Consider the following 20,816-nt stretch of genomic DNA (forward strand, 5'->3'; position numbering starts at 1 on the left):
CGGAAGCGGCCCCTGACCTTGACCGATCCAAGCCGGAAGCACCCCTGGCCCCTTGACCGATCGAAGCCGGAACCGGCACGGAAGGGGAGCCCTGCTAGGCGTTCTGGGCGGTCTCCCTGGCCCACCGGTAGTCGGCCTTCCCGGCCGGCGAGCGCACCATCTCGTCCACGAACGCGTACGTCCGAGGCACCTTGTACCCGGACAGCCGCGTCCTGCAGTGCGCGTCCAGCTCCTCCCGCGTCACCTCCACGCCGGGCCGCAGCTCGATGACGGCGGCGACCCGGCTCCCCCACCGCTCGTCCGGCACCCCGGTCACCACCGCGTCGAACACGGCCGGATGCCCTTTGAGCACCGCCTCGACCTCCTCGGGGAACACCTTCTCGCCGCCGGTGTTGATGCACTGGGAGCCGCGCCCGAACACGTTCACCGTGCCGTCCTTCTCGACGGTGGCGAGGTCGCCGGTGAGCAGCCAGCGGGTGCCGTCCTCGGTGGTGACGAACGTGCGTGCCGTCTTCTCGGGGTCGTTGTAGTAGCCGAACGCCACCCGCCCCGACCGCGCCACGGTGCCGATCCGCCCGGAGCCCGGCTCGACGGGCCGGCCACGCTCGTCGAGCACGGCCAGCCGGACGACGGCGTTGGGCTGGTAGCGCAGGCCCTTCTCAGGCGATGACCCGGCCACGGCGGAGGCGGTGTAGCCGGACTCGGTGGAGCCGAAGTTGTCGAGGATCATCACATTCGGCAGCAGCTCCTGAAGCCGGTCGCGGACGGCGCCCGACAGGATCGCGCCGGTCGAGCTGATCACGAAGAGCGAGGACACGTCGTACGAGCCGGACTCCAGCTCGTCGGCGATCGGCCTGGCCATGGCGTCGCCGGTGATGTTGATCGTGGTCACGCGCTCGCGCCCGATGGTGCGTAACACCTCGGCGGCGTCGAACTTGCGCACGTACACCATGGCCGAGCCCATCCAGAACGCGATCCACGTGGCCATCTGCGCGGCGCCGTGCATGAGCGGCGGCGCGGCCATCATCACCATCGGGCTGGCCTTGACCGCCTCGTCGATGACCTCCTGCGGGGTGGCGCGCGGCTCGCCGTACGGATTGCCGCCGCCGAAGCCCATGAACAGGTCCTCGACGTGCCACATAGCGCCCTTGGGCAAGCCGGTGGTGCCGCCGGTGTAGATGATGTAGATGTCCTGGCCGGAGCGGGCGGGGAAGCCGCGCTCTGCCCTGCCGCGTTCCAGGGCGTCCGCGTACGGCACGGCTCCGCCGATCGCCGGTGGCCCGCCCACGGCGATGAGGTGGTCGAGCAGCGGCGCCTGCCCGGCGACGGCGGCCACGCGCGGCTCGAACTCCACGTCGTAGACCAGCGCCCGCAGGTCGGCGTCGCGGTAGAGGTAGAGCAGCTCGGCCTCGACGTAGCGGTAGTTGACGTTGATCGGCACGGCGCGGATCTTCAGCGCGGCGAGAAGCCCGGCGACGTACTCGACGCCGTTGCACAGGTGCAGCCCGACGTGCTGGTTCGGCTGGACGCCGAGGTCCATGAGGTAGTGGGCGAGCCGGTTGGATTCGGCGTCGAGCTCGGCGTACGTGCGCCGCTGGTCGCCGCAGACGATGGCCGTGCGTTCCCCGATCGCGTCCGCGAGCCCCTCGAACAGGTCGGCGTGGTTGAACTCCATCAGGGCATCTCCCGTCCGACGATCCACATCGCGAAGAACTGGGCTCCCCCGCCGTAGGCGTGGCCGAGCGCCAGGCGGGCGCCGTCCACCTGGTGTTCACCGGCCATGCCGCGCACCTGGAGCGCGGCCTCGGCGAACCTGATCAGTCCGGACGCCCCGATCGGGTTGCTGGAGAGCACGCCGCCGGAGGCGTTCCACGGGATGTCGCCGCCGAGCGCGGTGGCGCCCGACTCGGTGAGCTTCCAGCCCTCGCCCTCGGCGGCGAAGCCGAGGTTCTCCAGCCACATCGGCTCGTACCAGGAGAACGGCACGTACACCTCGGCCACGTCGATCTGGCGGCGCGGGTCGGTGATGCCGGCCTGGCGGTAGACGTCGGCGGCGCAGTCCTTGCCGGCCTGCGGGTTCACGGTGTCGCGTCCGGCGCGGAAGATCGGCTCGGAGCGCATGGCGGTGGCATGCACCCACGCGGGCGTGCCGGTGACGGCCCGTTCCGAGGCGAGGACGAGCGCGCAGGCGCCGTCGCTGGAGGGGCAGGTCTCCAGGTAGCGGATGGGCTCCCAGAGCATGGGCGTGGATTCGACCATCTTCTGGTCGATGCCGGGGATCTTGAGGTGCGCGTACGGGTTCTTCAGCGCGTTCAGCCGGTCCTTGACCGCGACGAGCGTGCCGATGTGGCCGGGCGCGCCGGTTCTGCGCATGTATTCGCGGATGTGCGGGGCGAAGTAGCCGCCCGCGCCGACGACGAGCGAGGAGCTGAACGGCAAGTGGGTGGACAGGGCCCAGGTGGCGTTCGACTCCGACTGCTTTTCGAAGGCGACGACGAGGACCCGGTCGTGCACGCCGCCCTGCACGAGCGAGGCGCCGACGATGGCGGTGGAGCCGCCGACGCTGCCCGCGGTGTGCACGCGCATCAGCGGCTTGCCCGCCGCGCCGAGCGCGTCGGCGAGGTACAGCTCGGGCGTCATCACGCCTTCGAACAGGTCGGGCGCCTTGCCGACGACCACCGCGTCGATGTCCGTGAACGTCAGCCCGGCGTCGTCGAGTGCCCGCAGCGCCGCCTCGCGGACGAGCCCGGCGATGGAGACGTCGCGCCGCTTGGTGGTGTAGCGGGTCTGGCCGACGCCGATGACCGCGCACCTGTTCATCGGGCCTCCAGGACGGTGACGAGGTTCTGTTGCAGGCAGGGTCCAGCGGCGGCGTGCGCGACGGTGCGGCGCGCGGTGCCGTCGTGGATGCGGCGGGCGGCCTCACCGATGCGGATGAGGCCGGTGGCCATGACGGGGTTGGCGGCGAGCGGGCCGCCCGAGGGGTTGATGACGGTGTCGCCGCCGAGTTCCAGGGCCTCGCGCAGGATGAGCTCCTCGTGCGGGAACTGGGCGTGCAGCTCGGCCACCTCGACGGGGCCCTTGGCGACGCCCGCGGCGCGGGCAGCGTCGGCGGCCGAGCCGGATCTGGCGAGGTCGCGCAGGCCGAGGTAGTGGGGTTCGACGCGGTGTGCGATGCCGGTGATGTAGGCGGGGCTGTCGCACAGCTCTCCGGCGCGCTCTCCGGCGGCGAGCACGACGGCGGCGGCGCCGTCGGTGACGGGCGGCACGTCGATCCTCCTGAGCGGCCGTACCGCGTAGTCCTCGTAGTCCTCGTAGTCCTCCTCTCCGTGGGCCTCGGGCTCCGGCAGGTCCAGCGCGTACGGGTTGGCGCGCCCGTCGGCCCGGCTGCGGCGGACGATCTCGTCGAGCTCCTTGGGCTCCGCGCCGACGGCGGCGGCTTGGAGCGCCGCGTAGGAGAGCAGGTCGAGGCCGAGCGGGGCCAGGTAATAGGGGTCGAGCTGGAGCGTCATGATCGTGCGCAGGTCGCCGAGCGACGACTTGCCGAAGCCGTAGACGAGGGCGGTGTCGACGTCGCCGTGCTGGAGGCGGACCCACGCCTCGTACAGGGCCCAGGCGCCGTCCATCTCGACGTGGCTTTCGGAGATGGGCGGCCAGGCGGCCAGCGCGTCGAGCGCGGAGACGAACGAGAACGGCGCCCCCGCCAGGTAGTCGCAGCTTCCCGAGCAGGTGAAACCGAACCGGGTGAGCCCGGTGCGTTCTTTGACCTCGTTGATGACCGGGGTGATCATCTCGGGTTCGCTGAGGCCGGTGTCGTGATCGGTGTGCCGCGTCTGGGCGAACGCGACGATCGCCACTTCTCTCATGACAGCTCCACGTCGGGCTCGCCGGTGGGGGCGAACCAGCGGATGTTCGCCATGGACGCCGTGCGCTCGCTCTCGGGGACCCAGACGGCCTTGACGCGCATGCCCTGCCGTACCTCGTGAGCGGGCACGTCGCCGACGAGCGCGATCATGGGGATGTCGGTGCCGTCGAGCAGGATGTACGCCGACACGAACGGCACCTGCGGCGCCCTCGGGTCGGGCAGGTTGTTGATGGCGAACGTGGTGACGGTCCCGGTGTCGGGCACCTCGACGGTGTCCGGGATGGCGGTGCCGCATTCGGGGCAGGCCGACCGGTACGGCACGTACACCTTTGCGCAGCGCTCGCAGCGCCCGCCGAGGAAGACGCCGCGTGCGACGCCTTCGAGGAAGACGCGCAGCGCGCCGCCCGCCTTGATGCGGTATTCGGTGCGGACGTCGGCGCGGATCTGGGAGACCTCGGGGACGAAGTGCGAGATGTCGGTGATGTGGCCGGTGGGCTTCTCGCGCCAGACCGGCCAGACGCGCAGGCCCTGCCGCAGCGCCTTGGGGTGGCCGGGGTCCACGGCGTGCACGAGGTCGGTGTCGGCGCCGTCGAGGCGGATGAACGCCCAGGCGAAGGGGCGGTCGAGGGGGTGGCCGGGCAGCGGCTCGTCCACCCAGGCCCAGGTGGTGACCGTGCCGGCGGGGCCGACCTCGACGTACTCGCCGGTGACCGGATCGCCGGTGGCGGGGTCGTACTCCAGGGGCGGCACCAGCACGCGGCCCTCCGTCGTGCGCACGCCGACGAGGCGGCGGGCGCGTAACTCGCTGAGGAACCGGCCGATCACCGGCCCCGTGGTACGGGTGTAGCCGCCGGGGAACTCCAGGACGTGCTGCGCGACCAGCGGATCGGCCGGGGGATCAGCCAGGGGCTCAGATGGCACGGTCGTGTCCCTCCCAGTACGGGGCGCGGAGCTTGCGTTTGAGCAGCTTGCCGTTGGGCTCGCGGGGCATCTCGGCGATGAAGTCGATGCTCTTGGGCCACTTCATCCTGGACAGGCGGCCCTCCAGCGAGGCCAGCAGCTCGGCGGCCAGCTCCGGGCCGGGCACGGCGTCGGGGGCGGGTTCGACGACGGCCTTGATCTGCTCGCCCCACTCCTCGTCGGGAATGCCGAACACGGCGACGTCCGCCACCTTGGGGTGGACCATGAGCTCGTTCTCGATCTCGGCCGGGTAGATGTTCGCGCCGCCGGAGATGATCATGTCGGCTTTGCGGTCGCAGAGGTAGAGGAAGCCGTCCTCGTCGAGGTAGCCGATGTCGCCGACGGTGAAGAAGTCCTTGAGGCGGTTCGCGGCGGTCTTGCCGGGGTCGCCTTTGTACTCGAACGTGGCGCCCATCATCTTCATGTAGATCGTGCCGGGCGTGCCGTTGGGCACCGGTTCGCCCTGCTCGTCGACGATCAGCAGCTCGCTGATGGGCCAGGGCTTGCCGACCGTGCCGGGGTGCGCCTTCCAGTCCCCGGGCGTTGCGAGGGTGCCGCCGCCCTCGGTTGCGGCGTAGTACTCGTACACGCAGTCGCCCCACCAGTCGAGCATCGCCCGCTTGACGGGGACGGGGCAGGGCGCGGCGGCGTGGATCATCCAGCGCAGCGAGGACAGGTCGTAGGCGGTGCGGGTCTTCTCCGGCAGCGCGAGCAGCCGCTTGAAGTGCGTCGGCACCAGGTGGGAGCTGGTGACGCGGTGCCGCTCGCACAGGCGCAGCATCTCCTCGGCGTCGAAGCGGTCCATGTAGACGAGCGTGTGGCCCATGTGCAGGGCGGTGCCGCCGAACTGGGTGACCGCCGTGTGGTAGCTCGGCGAGGTGACGAGGTGGACGTTGGGGCGGCCGGGCGTGATGCCGAACAGCGTGAGCAGGAACGCCATCAGCTCGGCCCCGTCGTCCGGGTCGAGGCCGCTGAGCGGCCGCTTGACGCCTTTGGGCTTGCCGGTGGTGCCGGAGGTGTAGTGCATGGTGGCGCCGGCGGTGCGGTCGCCTGGCGCGGTGTCCGGCCGGCCGCCGGTCAGGTCGCTCTCCGGGCGGAACCCGGGAGCGTCGCCGCCGATCGAGAAGCGCCGGTCGGGCGCGATGGCCTCGGCGCCGCGCGTGCCCTCGGCGAGGAAGCGCGGGTGCACGAAGAACGCCTCGGCCTCGCTGTCGGCGACGATGTACGCGATCTCCGGGCCGGTGAGATGCCAGTTGACCGGCGTGTAGTACCAGCCCGCCTGCAGGGCCGCCAGGTAGAGGACGAGGCCGTCGGCGCCGTTGGGCACCAGGCCGCAGATGCCGTCGCCGGGCCGGAGGCCGAGTGCGCGCAGCCCGTGCACGAGCCGGTTGGAGCGGGCCAGGAGATCGCCCGCGCGGTGCTGCCTGCCATCGGGGTCCACGGCCGCGATCCACTCGGGATCCGCCTGCGCGAGCCTCCAGAAACCGAGCGTGCCCATCTGATCTCCTCAGCGTTGGGCGGGCAAAACAGGAACCTGTTCTCGTTTCTGGTGGGAGCGTATCCTGGGCCAAAGTCCGTAGCAAGCGCTTGATCTAGCGACTTACGGAGGCATCGTGGAGCTCTTGCCGATCAGCACGCCGCACTGCCGGATCGAACGCGACGGCCACGTTCTCATCGTCACCATGAACCGGCCCGAGGCCCGCAACGCGCTCTCCGCGGACATGCTGATCGGCCTGGCCTCGGCGTGGGCGTACGCCTCGGAGGAGCCCTGCGTACGGGTGGCGATCCTGACCGGCGCGGAGGGCACGTTCTGCGCCGGGGCCGACCTCAAGGCGATGGGGCAGCCGTCGAGCGACCCCGAGGTGCAGGCCCGCGCCGCCGAGATCCCGGACTTCCACTGGAAGGGCCTGCTGCGCGAGGACCTGCCGACGAAGCCGGTCATCAGCGCGGTCGAGGGCTACGCGGTGGCCGGCGGCACCGAGCTGCTGGTGGGCACCGACCTGCGGGTGGTGGCCGAGTCGGCGACGCTCGGGCTCTTCGAGGCCAAGCGGGCACTGTTCCCGATGGGCGGCAGCGCCGTACGGCTGCCGCGCCAGATCCCGTACTGCCACGCCATGGACCTCCTGCTGACCGGGCGCGCGATCACGGCGGCGGAGGCGCTGTCGATGGGGCTGGTCAACCGCGTCGTCCCCGACGGCCAGGCGCTGGCAGTGGCCCGCGAGCTGGCCGACGACGTCGCCGCCTCCGGCCCGCTCGCCGTTCAGGCGATCCTGCGCACCTACCGCGACACGCTCGGCCTGCCCGTGCCTGAGGCCTTGAAGGTGTCGGACGAGCTGGGCTGGCCGGTGATCGGCTCGGAGGACGCCAAGGAGGGCACCCGCGCCTGGCGCGAAAACCGCCCCGCCCGCTACGAGGGCCGGTGACACCGGGAGCCGACATCCGGCGAGCGCGCCGGCTTCCACCGGACGACACCGTCGCTGATCGCGGCACGGCGAGTCGCGCCGGGGCCCTGCCGTGGCGCGACGCTGTCGTACAGGTGCGGCCGCGGCGGGTGACGGTGTCGTGCCAAGCGTGCGGGTCAGTCGGTGGTGAGGCGCTGGAGGCGGGCGCAGGCTTCGGCGTACTCCTCGACCAGGGAGTAGACGACGTCCTTGGCGGGTTTGACCTGGTTCATGATGCCGATGATCTGGCCGGCGGGGAACGTGGCGAGCTCGGCGGCACCGGAGCGGCCGATGCGACGCAGGGCGTCGGAGACCAGCATGAACTGCAGCGGCATCGGCAGCGTGCCCGGCGACTCCTCCGACTCCCATGCCTCGGTCCACGCGTTCTTCAGCAGCCGGGCGGGCTTGCCGGTCCAGCTCCGCGAGCGGACGGTGTCGCGGGATGTGGCGTCGAGGATGCGGCGCCTGGCCATCTCGGGGGTGTCGGCCTCCTCGACGGTGAGCCAGATCGAGCCCGTCCACACGCCCTCGGCGCCGAGGGCCATCGCGGCGGCCATCTGGCGACCGTTGCCGATGCCGCCCGCCGCCAGCACCGGTACGTCCACCGCGTCCACGACCTGCGGGATGAGCACCATGGTGGAGATCTCGCCGGTGTGCCCGCCGGCCTCGGTGCCCTGGGCGACCACGACGTCCACCCCGACCTCGACCTGCTTGAGCGCGTGGCGCGGGGTGGAGGCGAGCGCGGCCACCTTGACGCCGTGGGCGTGGGCGAGCGTGACCACGTCGGCGGGCGGCGGGCCGAGCGCGTTGGCGAGCAGCGCGATGGGGTGGCGCAGGGCGACCTCGACCTGCGGGCGCGCGGTGGCGTCCGTCCAGCCGAGCAGCACCTTGCCGGGGTCGGCGCCCGCGGACAGCGGCGGCACGCCATGCCTGGCCAGCAGGTTCTCGACGAACGCCCGGTGACGGTCGGGGATCATCGCCTGGAGGCGGCCGACCAGCTCGTCGGGCGCGAAGTCGGCGCCCTCGTACGAGGCCGGCATGACGACGTCCACCCCGTACGGCCGGCCGTCCACGTGGTCGTCGATCCACGTGAGCTCGACTTCGAGCTCTTCCGGGGTGAAGTAGAGCGCGCCGAGCACGCCCATGCCGCCGGCCTTGCTGACGGCGGCGACCACATCCCGGCAGTGGCTGAACGCGAAGATCGGTAGCTCGATTCCGAACATGTCCGTGACGCGTGTCCGCATGGCCTGACGATACGTCCGCGATACAGCGAACTGCAACGTGTTCTAGCCTAGAATCTTTGAACTACTACTGGCGGGTAACAAGCTTTTGTAACCCGTTCTAGTCAAGCTTCGCGTCAATGAAAAAGGGCCCGTTCGAAACGGGCCCTCAAAGCGTTGCGGTACTCAGGCGGCCGCGGCCGGGCGGCGCAGCCCCAGGATGACGCCGGCCACGACGAGCACGACGCCGACGATCAGCAGCACCAGCGGGATGACGTTCTTCAGCAGGTTGATGGCGTTCTTGGACTGCTCGGCGTTCTTGACCAGCTCGTCCACGGTCTTGTCGGTCATCTTCGCGGTCGCGACGAAGGCCTCCGAGCGCTCGACGCCGTCCTGCGTCTTCAGCACCTCGTGACGCTGCACCTCCTGCCGCACCGGAGACCCGGTGACCGGCTCGACCCAGTAGGTGGTCTTGCCGTCGTACCAGCGGTCGACCTGCACGTCGCCGGTGGCGTCCTTGATGCCGAGCACGTTGGCGGGCGCGGTGCGGGTCTCGGTCTTGGTCGGCGGCACCTGCTGCTCGAAGACGTAGACCGGCAGGCCGTTGACCGTGTCCTCGCGGACGAACGTGGCGTCGAACGCCTTCTGCGCGGTGGCGTTGAACACCTTGTACGTCTTCTTCTCCACGTTGAACGGGAACTTGTAGACCTGCCCCTCCATCTGCACCGGCGTCTTCTCGACGCTCGCGCCGCAGCAATTCAGGGCCTCGCCGGTGTAGCGGTCGAAGGCGCTGCGCCGCTCGGACAGCTCGATCAGGGGCCGCTTGTTGGTCACGTCGTTGACGACCATGGCCTCGTCCCAGACCACCCGCTCGCTGGTGGCCTCCTTCACGTCGCCGCGGGTGGTGACGATGATGTCGAGATCACCGGTCAGCACCTTGAGGTCCTGCAGCGAGAAGTACCGGGCGTTCTTGGCCTCGAGCCGCGAGATGCCGAACTGGTCGGCGGGCGCGGAGATGATCTTGTCGGCCGCCCAGAATCTCAGCAGCGGCGCCAACGCGATGAAGAAAGCCCCGAACCCGATGAGGACGAGCGTGGAGATGCGACCCATCGAGGCCTCCGCATTGTAGAACATGTTGTCGTTCGGTGCGTTCGTCGAGCATCAAAGTATGACAGGGGGTGCAGCCGGTCAGCGGCGGCGGAACCACCGCAACCAAATTGATAGAAACAAGTTCTATCGTAGTTTCGGAGACCGGCAGCGGACATCTGGAGCGTGGATGAAGGGCAGGGACGCCGCACTCGACGGCATCCGCGCGGTGGCCGCGCTCGGCGTCTGGCTGCTGCACGTCGGGAGCAACACCGGCGTCATGTACCGCGACGGCATGCTCAACTGGCTGATGAGCCGCCTGGGCATCGCCGTCCCCATCTTCTTCCTCCTGTCGGGCCTGCTGCTCTACCGCCCGTGGGCGCGCGCGGTGATCGAGGATACGCCACGGCCGCGGCCGCTCGGCTACCTGTGGCGCCGGGTGCTGCGCGTCATGCCCGTCTACTGGCTGGTGAGCGCGCTCGCCCTGTGGGCGTGGACCTCGTACGACTGGACCGGCTGGCTGAAGTGGATGCTGCTCGCGCAGAACTTCTTCCCCGACGACCCGACGCCCGACGGTCTCTACCAAATGTGGACGCTGCCCATCGAGATGTCCTTCTACGTGCTGCTGCCGGTGCTGGCCTGGGCGCTGCACCGGTGGGCGCGCGGCGGCAACCGCCCGGTGCGGCTGCTCGCGGGCATCTCGGTGCTGCCGCTGATCTCGGTGGTCACCGTGGTCGTCGCCCGGCTGGCGGAGCTGCCGGACCTCGCCCTGCTGCTGCCGTACCACCTGGTGTTCTTCGGCTGCGGCATGGCGATGGCGGTGCTGTCGGTGTGGATCGGGCACAGCCGGGTCATCGAGTCGCTGGCCCCGCAGCTCCTGGTGCTCGCTGGCCTGCTGTACGTGCTGCTGAGCACCGAGCTGGCCGGCCCGCGCACGCTCGTGCTGCCCACGCTGTCGCAGTCGCTGTGGCGGCTGGCTTTGGAGACCGCGGTGTCGGTGCTGCTGGTGGCGCCGTTCGCGCTGGCGTCCAGGCCGGAGTCGCTGCGCAACCGGGTGCTCGGCAACCCCGTCGCGGCCTACCTGGGCCGCATCTCCTACAGCTTCTTCCTCTGGCACGCGCCGGTGATCACGCTGCAGCTCAAGCTGACCGGCGCGCAGCCGTTCCAGGCCGACTTCACCAGCGTCGCGGTGGTCTCGTTCGTGGTGACCATGCTGCTGAGCGTCGGCAGCTACCACCTGATCGAGGTGAGCGCGCTCAAGCTCAGCCGACACCGGTCAGCACCTGCCTCGCCGCCGGCAGCTCGCGCCGCTCTTCCCGCCGCGCCGGCTCGCTGACGAGCTGGCCGAACAGCACGCCGACCGCCGCGCAGGAGGCGAGCTGCGGCACCTGATCCATGAGCAGCTCGACGTCGATGCCGTAGTTCCGCAGCGTCATCGCGGCGGCCAGGGACAGCGCGGCCGCGCAGAACGCGCCCGCCGCCGCCCAGTGCGCGGGCCACCGCCTGGCCCGCAGCAGCAGGGTCACCAGCAGCGCGCCGAGCACCGCCAGCATGCCGGGCCAGCTCGCCGTCCAGCCGCCGAACGCCAGCGCCGCCACCACCACGTACGGCGCCCGCGGCCGCGACAGCCGGGCGGCTGACGCGGCGGCGGTCTCGCGCACGTGCTCGGGACGCGGCCCCCGCAGCACCACGGCGACCAGCGCGAGCAGCGCGATCCCGGCGAGGCCAAGCACGAGCGCGAGCCGGTAGAGCCGGTCGGGCAGGTACTCCATCGTCACGGTGCCCGTGGTCCCGGCGGGCAGCTCCCACGCCTGCTTCCAGCCGTCGATCCTGACCGGTTTGAGCGTCTCGCCGCCGATGCTCGCCCGCCAGCCGGCGTTGAAGTTCTCGTTGACGACGAGGAAGGAGTCCTTCGGCGCGCTGACGGCGACCTCGCGCTTGGAGGGCGTCCAGGTGCTCTGCACCACGCCGCCCTCCACGCCGGGCGTCCGCTCGGGCAGCGCCCCGACCACCAGCGCGTCGATCGCGTACGGGTCCCAGCCCGCCACCCGCACCCGGTTGTCGCCGGCGGCGAGTGCCGCCTTCGCGCAGCCCGTGATCCGCACCGGCCGCTGTTCGAGCAGGTCGGCGTGGGTGCCGGTGACGCTGGTCGGGATCGTGCGGCCGTTCACCTCGATGGTCGGGCCGAAGCCGCACGCCAGCCGCAGCGGCACGTCGGCGGGCCGCCCCACCGGATCGACGCCGGGGATGACCAGCTCGGTCACCTGGAGCCGCTGCGAGAACGGCGTGAAGCGGAGCTTGAGCGTGCGGGTCTTTATCGGCTTGAACGTCACGATGCCGTGCTCGTCCACGCGTCCGCCGCGCACCTGGCCGCCGTCCCCGCTGACGATCACGTCCAGCGTGGCCTGGTCGCCGCCAGGGCGGCCGATCTGGACGCGGGAGACCGTGATCGGCTTCTTCCACGCGACGGTGAGCACGGGCTCCTTGTCGTCGGCGTCGGGGATCCAGGTGGTGCTGTCGTCGCCGTCGAAGGCCGACCTGGGCGAGACCACGGCGTCCTCGCTGAGCTGGGACGAGCCGGTCACGCTGGTCAGGTCCGCACGGATGCGGGTGTAGCGGTCGATCAGCTCGGGGTCGCGCAGCACGGCCGTCCCCCGTACGGTCACGCTCGCCGCGTCGCCGGCGCGGAAGGTGCGGTCGAAACCGGTCTCCTCGCTCTGCTCGGCCAGCGCGACCTCGTTGCACACCCAGCGCTGCGGGTTACGCATGCAGGCGGGCCGGCCGTCGAGGCCGCGGTCCATGACGTACACGTCGCCGCCCTCGCCGGGCAGCCGGATCGTACGCCCGGCCGTAACGCCGGGGATCGACAGCTCGACCACGCCGACGCGCTGGCCGTAGCTCCAGGTGCCGGACGCCGTGGCGGCCACCTTGATCCGCACCCAGCTCGTCGGCCCGTCGGGCACGCGCAGCCGCTGCGGGTCCGTCGTACGGGCGACGTCCTGCACCAGGCTGCCCGCCTCGGTCTCCACCGCCACGCGGGAGACGGACTGGCCGAGCAGCAGGTCGGGCGCGAACATGACGTTCACGTACGGGATTCGCATCCGGCCGCGCAGGTCCACCCGCAGCCACTCGCCGCGCGGGTCCTTCGTGCCGTCGCTCTCCCAGCCGGTCTTCGCGTTGCCGTCCATGGCGGCGTACGGGCCGCGCCCGGTGCTGCTGATCCCGGCCGGCGCGTACGGGTCGGCGACCGACGAGGAGGCGCTGATGCGGGCGATGCCGTCGTACTCGGCCACCGCGGCCTCGTCGAGCCAGCCCTTCTCCAGCAGGTCCAGCGCCCTGACCCCGTCGAAGTCGCTCTTGTGGTCGGCGGTGAGGGTCGGCGACCGGTTCGTGCGCAGCTCGCCGAACGAGCGCTCCTTCAGCCGCAGCGCGTCGCTCACCACGGTGGGCGCCTCGCGGGTGCCCGCGTCGCCGTTGACCAGCACCGGCTCGTCGTCGAGCAGGCCGAGGTCGCCCATCGCGAGCAGCGACTCCGGCGCGCCGCGCACGGCCAGCGCGTCGGCCGCGGGGCGCACGGAGACCAGGTCGGAGGCGCCCGTCACCTCGTACAGCTCCAGCGCGGGGAAGGCCGGGTCCAGCGCGTTCACCGCGTCGTCGGCCTCCCGGTCGCCGACCGGCTCGCCGAACGAGCGCACCTTGGTGATGCCGGGCGACTCGCGCAGCGCCTCGTAGACGCGCGACGGCCAGGCGCCCTGGAGGTTCGGCCGGATGAGGTCGTTCCTGACGAGCAGGTAGCGCACGCCCAGCCTGCGCAGCACCTCGGTCACCCCCGCCGAGCCGCGCCCAGATGCCAGGCGCAGGTCGATGGCGTCGAGCAGCCGGGTCAGGCCGACCGAGCCGGGCGGCTCGATCTTCCTGGTGGTCCAGCGGGCGGTGGTCAGCGCCTGGAGCGGCTCGTCCACGGGACGGCCCCAGACGTACTCGGCGAACTTCGCGCCCGGCACGACCAGCACGCCGTCGTCGCCCGCGTTGCGGTCGAGCCAGGCGGCGGCCTCGCGCCAGTGGGCGGGCACCTCCTTGAAGTCGCCGGGCGCGGCCAGGCCCTGGTTGAAGACCGGCAGCACGAGCGCGGTGCAGGCGGCGACGGCGATCGTACGGACCGGCAGCCTGGCGTGACGCGCCAGCAGGTGCGCGAAGCCGAAGGCGAGCGCGAGCCGGACGAGCGGGTCGAACTTGCGCAGGTTGCGCAGCGGCGCGAGCGGCCCGTCGAGCAGCCAGCGCACCGCCTCCGCGGTGACCGGCTCCAGCGCGCTCGCGTGCCCGGCGACCAGCGCGACCACGCCGACCAGGAAGAGCGTCACCAGGAAGCCCCTGGCGGGCAGGTCGCGGCGGGCGAGACCGGCCAGGCCGAGCGCCGCGATCACGCCCGTGACCACGACCATCGAGGCCGCGGTCGCGATCCTGAACCCCGGCGGCTGCTCCAGGACGCCGTTCAGCGGCAGGTAGCGCACCCAGTCGGAGGCGCCGCGCAGCACGTTCGTGAGCGAGGTGACGGCCGTGGTGGTCTCGGCGGTCTCGGTGTACGGCAGGAACGAGAACGCGTACCGGCCGATCAGCAGCAGCGGCAGCGACCAGAACAGGGTGGCCACCGCGACCGCGCCCGACCACCAGCCGAGCAGCCGCCAGCGCGGCACCGGGCGCGGCCTGGTGAGGATGTAGAGCACGGGCGCGACCAGCACGGCCAGCACGGCGACCGCGTTCACGCCGCCGCACAGCGCCACCGCCAGCGCCGACCTGATCGCGCCGCGCGCCCGCTGGCCGGTCTCCGACGCGGTGAGCAGCGGCAGCAGGATCCACGGCAGCATCGCGGCGGGCAGCCATTCGACGGAGATCTCGCCGATGATCGACAGCGTGCGCGGGGCCAGCGCGTACGCCAGTGCCCCCGCGATCCTGGTGCCCGGCGAGCCGATGCCGAGCCGTCCCGCCAGGCGTTCGACGCCGAGGAAGGCCACGCACATCAGCAGCGTCAGCCAGAGCCGCTGCGTCACCCACGGCGGGATCCCCGCCAGGTCGCCCAGCGCGAAGAACGGGCCCATCGGGAAGATGTAGCCGGCCACCTGGTTCTGGAGCTGGCCGAAGTGCTGCAGGTCCCACAGGTGGGCGGCGCGCTCGAGCCAGCCGACCGGGTTGAGCGCGAGGTCCATCTTGGTGTCGGAGATGAGGTGGCCCGGCCGGGTGGTGAAGGCGAGCAGCGCGAAGCCGAAGCAGCACAGCAGCAGCCAGAACCGCCGCCTGGTCGCCTCGCCGACCGGGCGGCCCGCGCCGATGCGCCGCCCGGCCACCAGCTTGTCGGTGGGCAGCAGCGTGGGCGCGGGCAGCAGGGTCCTGACCCGCCCGGTCGCGGGCGGCCTCTCGGGCGGTGTCATGGGCGCTCCCACCCGAGGGCCGGGTCGCCGGCGCAACCGCCGCTGCGGACCTCGCCCGGGTCGCCGGCGCAACCGCCGCTGCGGACCTCGCCCGGGTCGCCGGCGCGCGCCTCGCTCAGGCCGTCGGCGAGGCCCTCGGAGAGCCCGAAGGCCGGGTCGGCGCCTGGGTCGTCGCCGCGCAGGAGTGCGAGGAGGCGTTCGGCGCTGTGGTCCCAGGAGAAGCGGTCAGCCCATGCCCGACATTTCACGCTATAAGTTTCGTCCAGCTCGTCGAGTGCGGCGGCGATCCCCTTGGCCAGCCCCTGAACAGGCTCGCCGTCTTCCAGCAGCAGCCAGCCGGTCTCCCCCGGCCGTACGGCGTCGCGCAGCCCGTCCACGTCGAAGGCCACCGTCGGCACGCCCAGCGCGGCGGCCTCCAGCACGCTCAGCCCCCAGCCCTCGCCCTGGGAGGCGCTGATGTGCAGCCAGGCCCGCGCGACCACCCGCGCCTTCTCCTCCTCAGGCAGGTAGCCGTGGAGCGTGACGCCCTCGGGCAGCCGGGCCCGCAGCGCCGCCTCCTCAGGGCCGCGGCCGATGATGTCCACCGTCAGATCCGGGTGGTGCTCGCGCAGCTCGGCGACGGCGTCCAGCAGCAGGTGCAACCGCTTGTGCGCGACCAGCCGCCCGAGGCAGACCAGGCGCGGCTCGCGGCTCTTTTCGACGGGGCCCGGCTGAACGACGCTGACCCCGTTCGGGATGACGTGGACGGGACCGCGCCACCCGAGCCGCTCGCGCATGGCGAGCTCGGTGGACGGCGAGACGGCCACGCTCGCGTGCCGCCGGTAGCTCCACCGCGAGACCGGCCCTTCGAGGAAGCGCCCGAAGGCCGCGAGCCACCCCGGCATGTGCACGCCGAACTGCCGGTCGTGCACGTGGTGCACCACACAGACCACCCGCGTGCGCCGCCGCACCACCCACGGCGTGAAGAACGGGATGCCGTTCTGGCAGTCGAGCACCGCGTCGAAGCGGCCCCTGCGCAGCAGCAGCCAGGCCAGCACCAGCGGATAGACGGTGAAGACACCACCCATCCGCACGAAGCGCACCCCTTCCACGAGCTCGCTCCTGCGCTGCCCGGGAGCGCGCGCGGTGACGTACGTGACCTGGTGGCCGGCCCGCGCGAAACGGCGGGCCGACTCCCAGGCGAAGGTCTCGGCGCCGCCCGCCTGGGGGTGCCAGGGGTCGCGCCAGTTGACGACAGCGATCTTCACGGAAATCCGACGGGGTCGAGCGGCGGCTCCCACGCCGGCCGCGCGGCGGACGCCGGCCTCGTGCGCAGCCGCAGCCAGATCCTGCCCAGCTCCAGCACGATGCCGGCGGTGTGCCGGGCCGGGGAGAAGCGCGAGCCCGGCATGTCGCGCCATCGCACGGGGATCTCCGTGATCCGGCCGCCCCGCTCGGCGCAGCGGGCGAGCAGCTCGATGTCGAAGGCGAAGCCGGGCGTGCGCAGCAGCTCGGCGCACTCGCGGGCGAGCGGGCCGTCGAAGAACTTGAAGCCGCACTGGGTGTCGCCGACACCGCGGACGAGCGCGCCGGCCAGCGCGCGGAACCCGTACGCGCCCAGCTCGCGGATCCGGCTGTGCCGGTTCTCCACGTGGGAGTCCCGGTGTGCCCGCGACCCGATCACCACGCGCTCACCGGACAGCAGCAGCCCGAGCGCCAGGTCGATGGCGTCGAGGTCGGTGGCCATGTCGGCGTCGCAGAAGCCGACGAAGGGCGCGCTGGTGCCGAGCAGGCCGGCACGTACGGCGGCTCCCTTGCCGGGCTTCGCGCACCGGATGAGCCGGACGGGGACGTCGCCGCGCGGCCAGTTCTCGACGATCTCGGCCGTACGGTCCGTGCTGGCGTTGTCCACGACGATGACGGAAGCGGGGAACGGCATGCGGGCGAGCTTCGCGCACAGCTGCAGGAGCCCCCCGGGTAGTCGTCCTTCCTCGTTGTAGGCGGGAATGACGATCTCAAGCAGTGGTCGCCGGCTCGTGCCCTCGTCCCCTTGCGGAGAGGGTGGCATGGCGCTTCTGGTTACCGGTCGCCGTAGTTGTAGAGCGGCTGGTTGACCGGCGTGGCCGTGGCGCCGGTGAAGGACACGGTCGTGACCGTGGCCACGAGTGCCGCCACGGCTACGCCGATGATCGCTGCTAAGAGGACTTTGATCAACGGGGTTCCTCCTGAAGCGGGCGGGTAGTGCGGGCGTCCCTCAACTTAGAACCAATTCTTGCTACTGGGAAGTAGCTAGGCCAAACTCTAACAAAACCGCTGACGAGCGTACCGATCGGCGTCAGGGGGCCGCCACCCGGCCGCCGAACCGGTACAACCGCAGGTCACCGGTATCGACCAGGACCCTTGCGCTGCGTAGCCACTGCGCGAAGCGCTCACGTTCCGCAACTGTCCCGGCGTCCACTATCACGTAGCGGAATCCGGCGGCGCGGAGATCCGGCGCGGGCCCGACTAGTACGCGTTCTACCTCCTGGGCGCGCGGGTCCTCGCTGCGCACGACCATGTCGCCGACGCGTACGGCGTCGTTGGTCACCACCCGCCGCCCCCGCACCGCGAAGAAGCGCTGGGCCGGATCGAGCACCGCCCGGTGCCCGTTCCAGGGGAAGCGCCGGTACGACTCGAACGGCAGCACCAGCACCTCCCCCGGCTCGGGGTCCCGCTCGATGATCTCGCGCGCCGCCGTCCAGCCCTCCGGGTAGCGCACCGCCTCCAGCCGCCCCAGCGCGCCCCACGCCAGGGTGGGCAGCACCGCGACCGGCACCAGCACCAGCGCGGCCACCCACGCCTTCCTCGCCGCCACGTGCTCGGCCAGCAGGCCGAGACCGAGCGCCGCCATCAGCGCGAGCGGCGCCACGTACTGCTGGGCGTCCCTGAAGACCCCGAAGCCGCCCCACAGCTCCACCGCCCACGCGAACGCCGCCCTGCCGGGCTCGGTCACCCCCACCGACGCCACCGCGAGCCCGATGGCGGCGGCCCCGGCGAGTCCCCACCTGCCCGGCATGCCGCCGCGCAGGAACGCGACCGCGCCCGCCAGTGTCAGCACCAGCCTGGCCGCCGCGCCGACCGGGTTGCCGTAGCCGGGCGGCACCGCGTACGCGTTCCAGATCCCGCCCAGCGACAGCAGGCTGCCCACCGCGCCGAACGGCGTGTCGGCCCTGGAGGCGAAGGCGGCCACGCCCACCGGGTCGCCCTCGATCCCGTACGGCCGCAGCGCCGCCGGCACCAGCCACGGCAGGCTGAACAGCGCGAGCAGCGCCGCCACCCGCGCCACCGTCCTCCAGCGCGGCCCAGCGGCGGACCCCTCGGTAGAAGACAGGGCAGTGGACAGGGCGGCCGGCAGCGCGGTGATCGCGGTCACCGTCATCGCCGCGAACCCGCCCACGGCGGCCGGCAGCATCGCCAGGACGATCCGCCGCCGCGACCAGACCGCGCGCACCACCCAGGGCAGCCCGGCGTAGCCGAGCAGCAGCGCCCACTGGCCGATGAGCAGCCGCTCGGCGACGTACGGGTTCCACACGTAGAAGGCGCCCGCGACCAGGCGCGGCCCGAGCGACGCCGACGGCACCAGCAGCGCCGTGCCCGAGCAGCCCAGCACGAAGATGCCGAGCAGGATCGCCTTCTGCACCAGCTCGGCGGGCAGCACCTGGGCGAGCGCGGTCACCACGGCATCGCTCGGCACCACCCTCGGCGCCCCGCCCGCCAGCCCGAACGTGAACCGGGAGAACTCCGGCTCGGGCACGAACACCATGTCCTGGATCAGCACGAATCCCCAGCCCAGGGCCGGGCCGAGCGCCAGGCAGCCGAGCACGAGCCCGAGCAGGGCGGCGGCGAGCCCGGCGCGGGCGGACTGGGACATCCCGCTATGACATCACAACCGGGACACGGCCGTTCCCCTGAGGACCATCCCTGGTTACGCTGCGCGCGGGGGAGAACGGGGTGATCATGGACGAAGGCGTCTTACAGCGCCTGCGCGGGCGCGACGCCGTGCTGGCGGCGGGTCTCGTGATGGTCGTCGTGCAGCTCGTGTGGAAGTACGAGCTGGTCAGGCGGACGTACTTCCGCCAGGACGACTTCCACTACATCATCCGCGGCCAGGAGAGCGGCCTCACCTGGGACTACCTCATGTGGGTGGACGTCGGGCACCTGCTGCCCGGCGGCTTCGGCATCTCCTGGGCGATGGCCAGGCTCGGCGGCTACAACGAGCCGCTCGCCCACGCCACCACGATGACGCTGCAGGCCGGGGCGAGCCTGGCCATGCTGCGGCTGCTGTGGGTGCTGTTCGGCCCCAGGCCCGCGATCCTCGTGCCGCTCGGGCTCTACCTGGTGACGCCCATGACCGTGCCGTCGCTGTCGTGGTGGGCGGCGGTGCTGGAGACGCTGCCGCTGCAGCTCGCGCTGCCGATGGCGCTCGCCTCGCACACCCTGTACGTGCGTCGCGGGCGGGCGCGGCACCTGGTGGCGGCGTGCGCGTGGACGGTGTTCGGGCTGCTGTTCTTCGTCAAGGCCGCGTTCATCCCCGTGCTCCTGCTGGTGGTGACCGCCGTCTGGCTGCGGCCGCGCGGGTGGTGGCGGCTCTGGCGGGCCTGGGTGCCGTACGCGGTGATCCTGGCGGCGTACGCGGCGGTGTTCTTCACCGGCCTCTACGGGTCCGTGCAGCTCAACGACAGAACGCAGACGCCCGAGCTGCCCGGCGCGGGCACGGCGGCCGAGTTCGCGTGGGTGCTCGGCTTCCGCGCGCTGGTGCCGTCGGCGCTCGGCGGGCCCTGGCAGTGGCGGCCGATCGGCGACGACTACGCGATGGCGGCCACGCCCGCGCCGCTCGCCTGGGCCGCGCTGGCCGTGGCGGCGGTCGCGGTGGCGGTGTCGCTGCGGCACCGGCGGCGCGCCTGGGCGGCCTGGCTGACGCTGCTCGGCTACTTCCTGCTCGCGGACGTGGTGCCGGTGCTGCTCGGCCGCATCGAGCTGCTCGGGCCCGGCGTGCTCGGCCACGAGCTGCGCTACCTCGCCGCGACCGCCACCGTCGTGTCACTGGCGGCCGCTCTCGCCTTCATCCCGCTCGACGGCGAGGAGCACCCGTGGCGGCGGCCGCTCCCCCGGTGGCGGTGGGCGTGGGCGCCTTTGGCCGCCGCCGTCGCCGCGGGCTCGGTGTGGTCCGTGGCCGCGTACGCCGACCGGCCGCTCGGCGGTCCCGTGCGCGACTACGTCAGGACGGCTTCGCGGGCGCTGGCGCAGGTTCCGGCGGGTGCGGTGGTGCTGGACACGTACGTGCCGCCCGAGGTCGCCTCCCCGGCCTTCTTCCACGAGTACGCCCGGCACTCCAGGCTCCTCGGCGTGCCGCGCCCGTGGCCGGTGACGTGGACGCGGGAGCTGTCCGGGCCGGTGCGCGACCCGCTGACGTTCGATGCGCGCGGCCGGCTGCGGCCGGTGACCGTGCGCGGGCTGCGGGTGCCGCAGCGCGCGTGCGTGCCCGTCGGGCCGGGCGAGGTGCGCTTCCGTCTGCCCGCGCCGCTGCCCGGCGGGGCCTACACCGCGCAGATCTCCTACCTGAACGCCGCCCCCACCACCCTCGCCGTCCGGCTGGGCGGCCCCGGCGAGGCCCGCGTGCCCACCGGGAAGGACCTGGGCAGGACGTTCGTGCAGGTCCACGGCCAGGGCACGGACCTGTTCCTGCGCGTGCCGGAAGGTCCCGCCGCCTGCGTCGGCGAGATCAGGATCGGCCACCCGGTCCCCGACGAGGACGGCCCGGCCATCCCCCTGGAATGACCGAGCCCTCTGGAACGACCGG

The 20,816-nt window shown here is 72.2% G+C and carries 15 protein-coding genes; 3 read left to right on the top strand and 12 right to left on the bottom strand.

The annotated features are described in order from the left end of the window. Positions 1–94 precede the first annotated feature (94 nt). The 5 genes from WBK31_RS29560 to WBK31_RS29580 are packed head-to-tail and all read right to left on the bottom strand — an operon-like array spanning position 95 to position 6,323. The gene (locus WBK31_RS29560; protein WP_364060398.1) at positions 95–1,675 is read right to left on the bottom strand and encodes an acyl-CoA synthetase; all 1,581 of its coding nucleotides are present in this window, start codon (positions 1,673–1,675) and stop codon (positions 95–97) included. Further along, a complete protein-coding gene (locus WBK31_RS29565; RefSeq protein WP_364060395.1) occupies positions 1,675–2,820 on the bottom strand; it encodes a thiolase domain-containing protein in 1,146 nt (381 codons plus the stop codon). Before WBK31_RS29565 ends, WBK31_RS29560 begins: the two co-directional genes overlap by 1 nt. Further along, entirely contained in the window at positions 2,817–3,866 is a 1,050-nt protein-coding gene (locus WBK31_RS29570; protein WP_364060393.1) for a lipid-transfer protein, read from the bottom strand. Before WBK31_RS29570 ends, WBK31_RS29565 begins: the two co-directional genes overlap by 4 nt. Then, a complete protein-coding gene (locus WBK31_RS29575) occupies positions 3,863–4,786 on the bottom strand; it encodes a Zn-ribbon domain-containing OB-fold protein (protein WP_406673499.1) in 924 nt (307 codons plus the stop codon). Before WBK31_RS29575 ends, WBK31_RS29570 begins: the two co-directional genes overlap by 4 nt. Continuing rightward, positions 4,776–6,323, bottom strand: coding sequence for an acyl-CoA synthetase (locus WBK31_RS29580; protein ID WP_406673500.1), 1,548 nt, complete (start codon positions 6,321–6,323; stop codon positions 4,776–4,778). The genes WBK31_RS29575 and WBK31_RS29580 overlap by 11 nt, the downstream gene beginning before the upstream one ends. 115 nt (positions 6,324–6,438) lie before the next feature. Here WBK31_RS29580 and WBK31_RS29585 point away from each other — a divergent pair, with 115 nt between their 5' ends. Further along, the gene (locus WBK31_RS29585) at positions 6,439–7,248 is read left to right on the top strand and encodes a crotonase/enoyl-CoA hydratase family protein (RefSeq protein WP_406673501.1); all 810 of its coding nucleotides are present in this window, start codon (positions 6,439–6,441) and stop codon (positions 7,246–7,248) included. A 155-nt stretch (positions 7,249–7,403) separates the two neighbouring features. Here WBK31_RS29585 and WBK31_RS29590 read toward each other — a convergent pair whose 3' ends face one another. Both WBK31_RS29590 and WBK31_RS29595 read right to left on the bottom strand, forming a co-directional pair. After that, on the bottom strand, positions 7,404–8,510 hold the full coding sequence (locus tag WBK31_RS29590; RefSeq protein ID WP_406673502.1) for an NAD(P)H-dependent flavin oxidoreductase: 1,107 nt from the start codon (positions 8,508–8,510) through the stop codon (positions 7,404–7,406). Positions 8,511–8,672: 162 nt separating this feature from the next. After that, positions 8,673–9,596, bottom strand: coding sequence for a DUF3068 domain-containing protein (locus WBK31_RS29595; RefSeq protein ID WP_378786400.1), 924 nt, complete (start codon positions 9,594–9,596; stop codon positions 8,673–8,675). A 166-nt stretch (positions 9,597–9,762) separates the two neighbouring features. Here WBK31_RS29595 and WBK31_RS29600 point away from each other — a divergent pair, with 166 nt between their 5' ends. Then, on the top strand, positions 9,763–10,908 hold the full coding sequence (locus WBK31_RS29600; RefSeq protein WP_364060374.1) for an acyltransferase: 1,146 nt from the start codon (positions 9,763–9,765) through the stop codon (positions 10,906–10,908). Here the strand turns inward: WBK31_RS29600 and WBK31_RS29605 are convergent. The 5 genes from WBK31_RS29605 to WBK31_RS29625 form a co-directional block, all read right to left on the bottom strand. Continuing rightward, positions 10,835–14,998 carry an alpha-(1->3)-arabinofuranosyltransferase family protein gene (locus WBK31_RS29605; RefSeq protein ID WP_406673503.1) on the bottom strand — a complete coding sequence of 1,388 codons (4,164 nt, stop codon included), beginning with the start codon at positions 14,996–14,998 and terminating at the stop codon, positions 10,835–10,837. The two genes, WBK31_RS29600 and WBK31_RS29605, sit on opposite strands and share 74 nt — an antisense overlap. After that, the gene (locus WBK31_RS29610; protein WP_378786396.1) at positions 14,995–16,245 is read right to left on the bottom strand and encodes a glycosyltransferase family 4 protein; all 1,251 of its coding nucleotides are present in this window, start codon (positions 16,243–16,245) and stop codon (positions 14,995–14,997) included. The genes WBK31_RS29605 and WBK31_RS29610 overlap by 4 nt, the downstream gene beginning before the upstream one ends. Further along, positions 16,242–17,045: a glycosyltransferase gene (locus WBK31_RS29615; RefSeq protein ID WP_364060365.1), complete on the bottom strand. Its 804-nt coding sequence runs from the start codon at positions 17,043–17,045 to the stop codon at positions 16,242–16,244. Before WBK31_RS29615 ends, WBK31_RS29610 begins: the two co-directional genes overlap by 4 nt. Before the next feature lie 11 nt (positions 17,046–17,056). Next, positions 17,057–17,191, bottom strand: coding sequence for a hypothetical protein (locus tag WBK31_RS29620; RefSeq protein WP_329584535.1), 135 nt, complete (start codon positions 17,189–17,191; stop codon positions 17,057–17,059). Between the two features lie 121 nt (positions 17,192–17,312). Continuing rightward, positions 17,313–18,887, bottom strand: coding sequence for a hypothetical protein (locus WBK31_RS29625; RefSeq protein WP_406673504.1), 1,575 nt, complete (start codon positions 18,885–18,887; stop codon positions 17,313–17,315). An 80-nt stretch (positions 18,888–18,967) separates the two neighbouring features. Here WBK31_RS29625 and WBK31_RS29630 point away from each other — a divergent pair, with 80 nt between their 5' ends. After that, positions 18,968–20,794, top strand: coding sequence for a hypothetical protein (locus WBK31_RS29630; RefSeq protein ID WP_406673505.1), 1,827 nt, complete (start codon positions 18,968–18,970; stop codon positions 20,792–20,794). Positions 20,795–20,816: the final 22 nt, after the last annotated feature.

Origin of the sequence: Nonomuraea sp. N2-4H, from assembly GCF_045291505.1 — a bacterium.
GTDB classification, from domain to species: domain Bacteria; phylum Actinomycetota; class Actinomycetes; order Streptosporangiales; family Streptosporangiaceae; genus Nonomuraea; species Nonomuraea fastidiosa.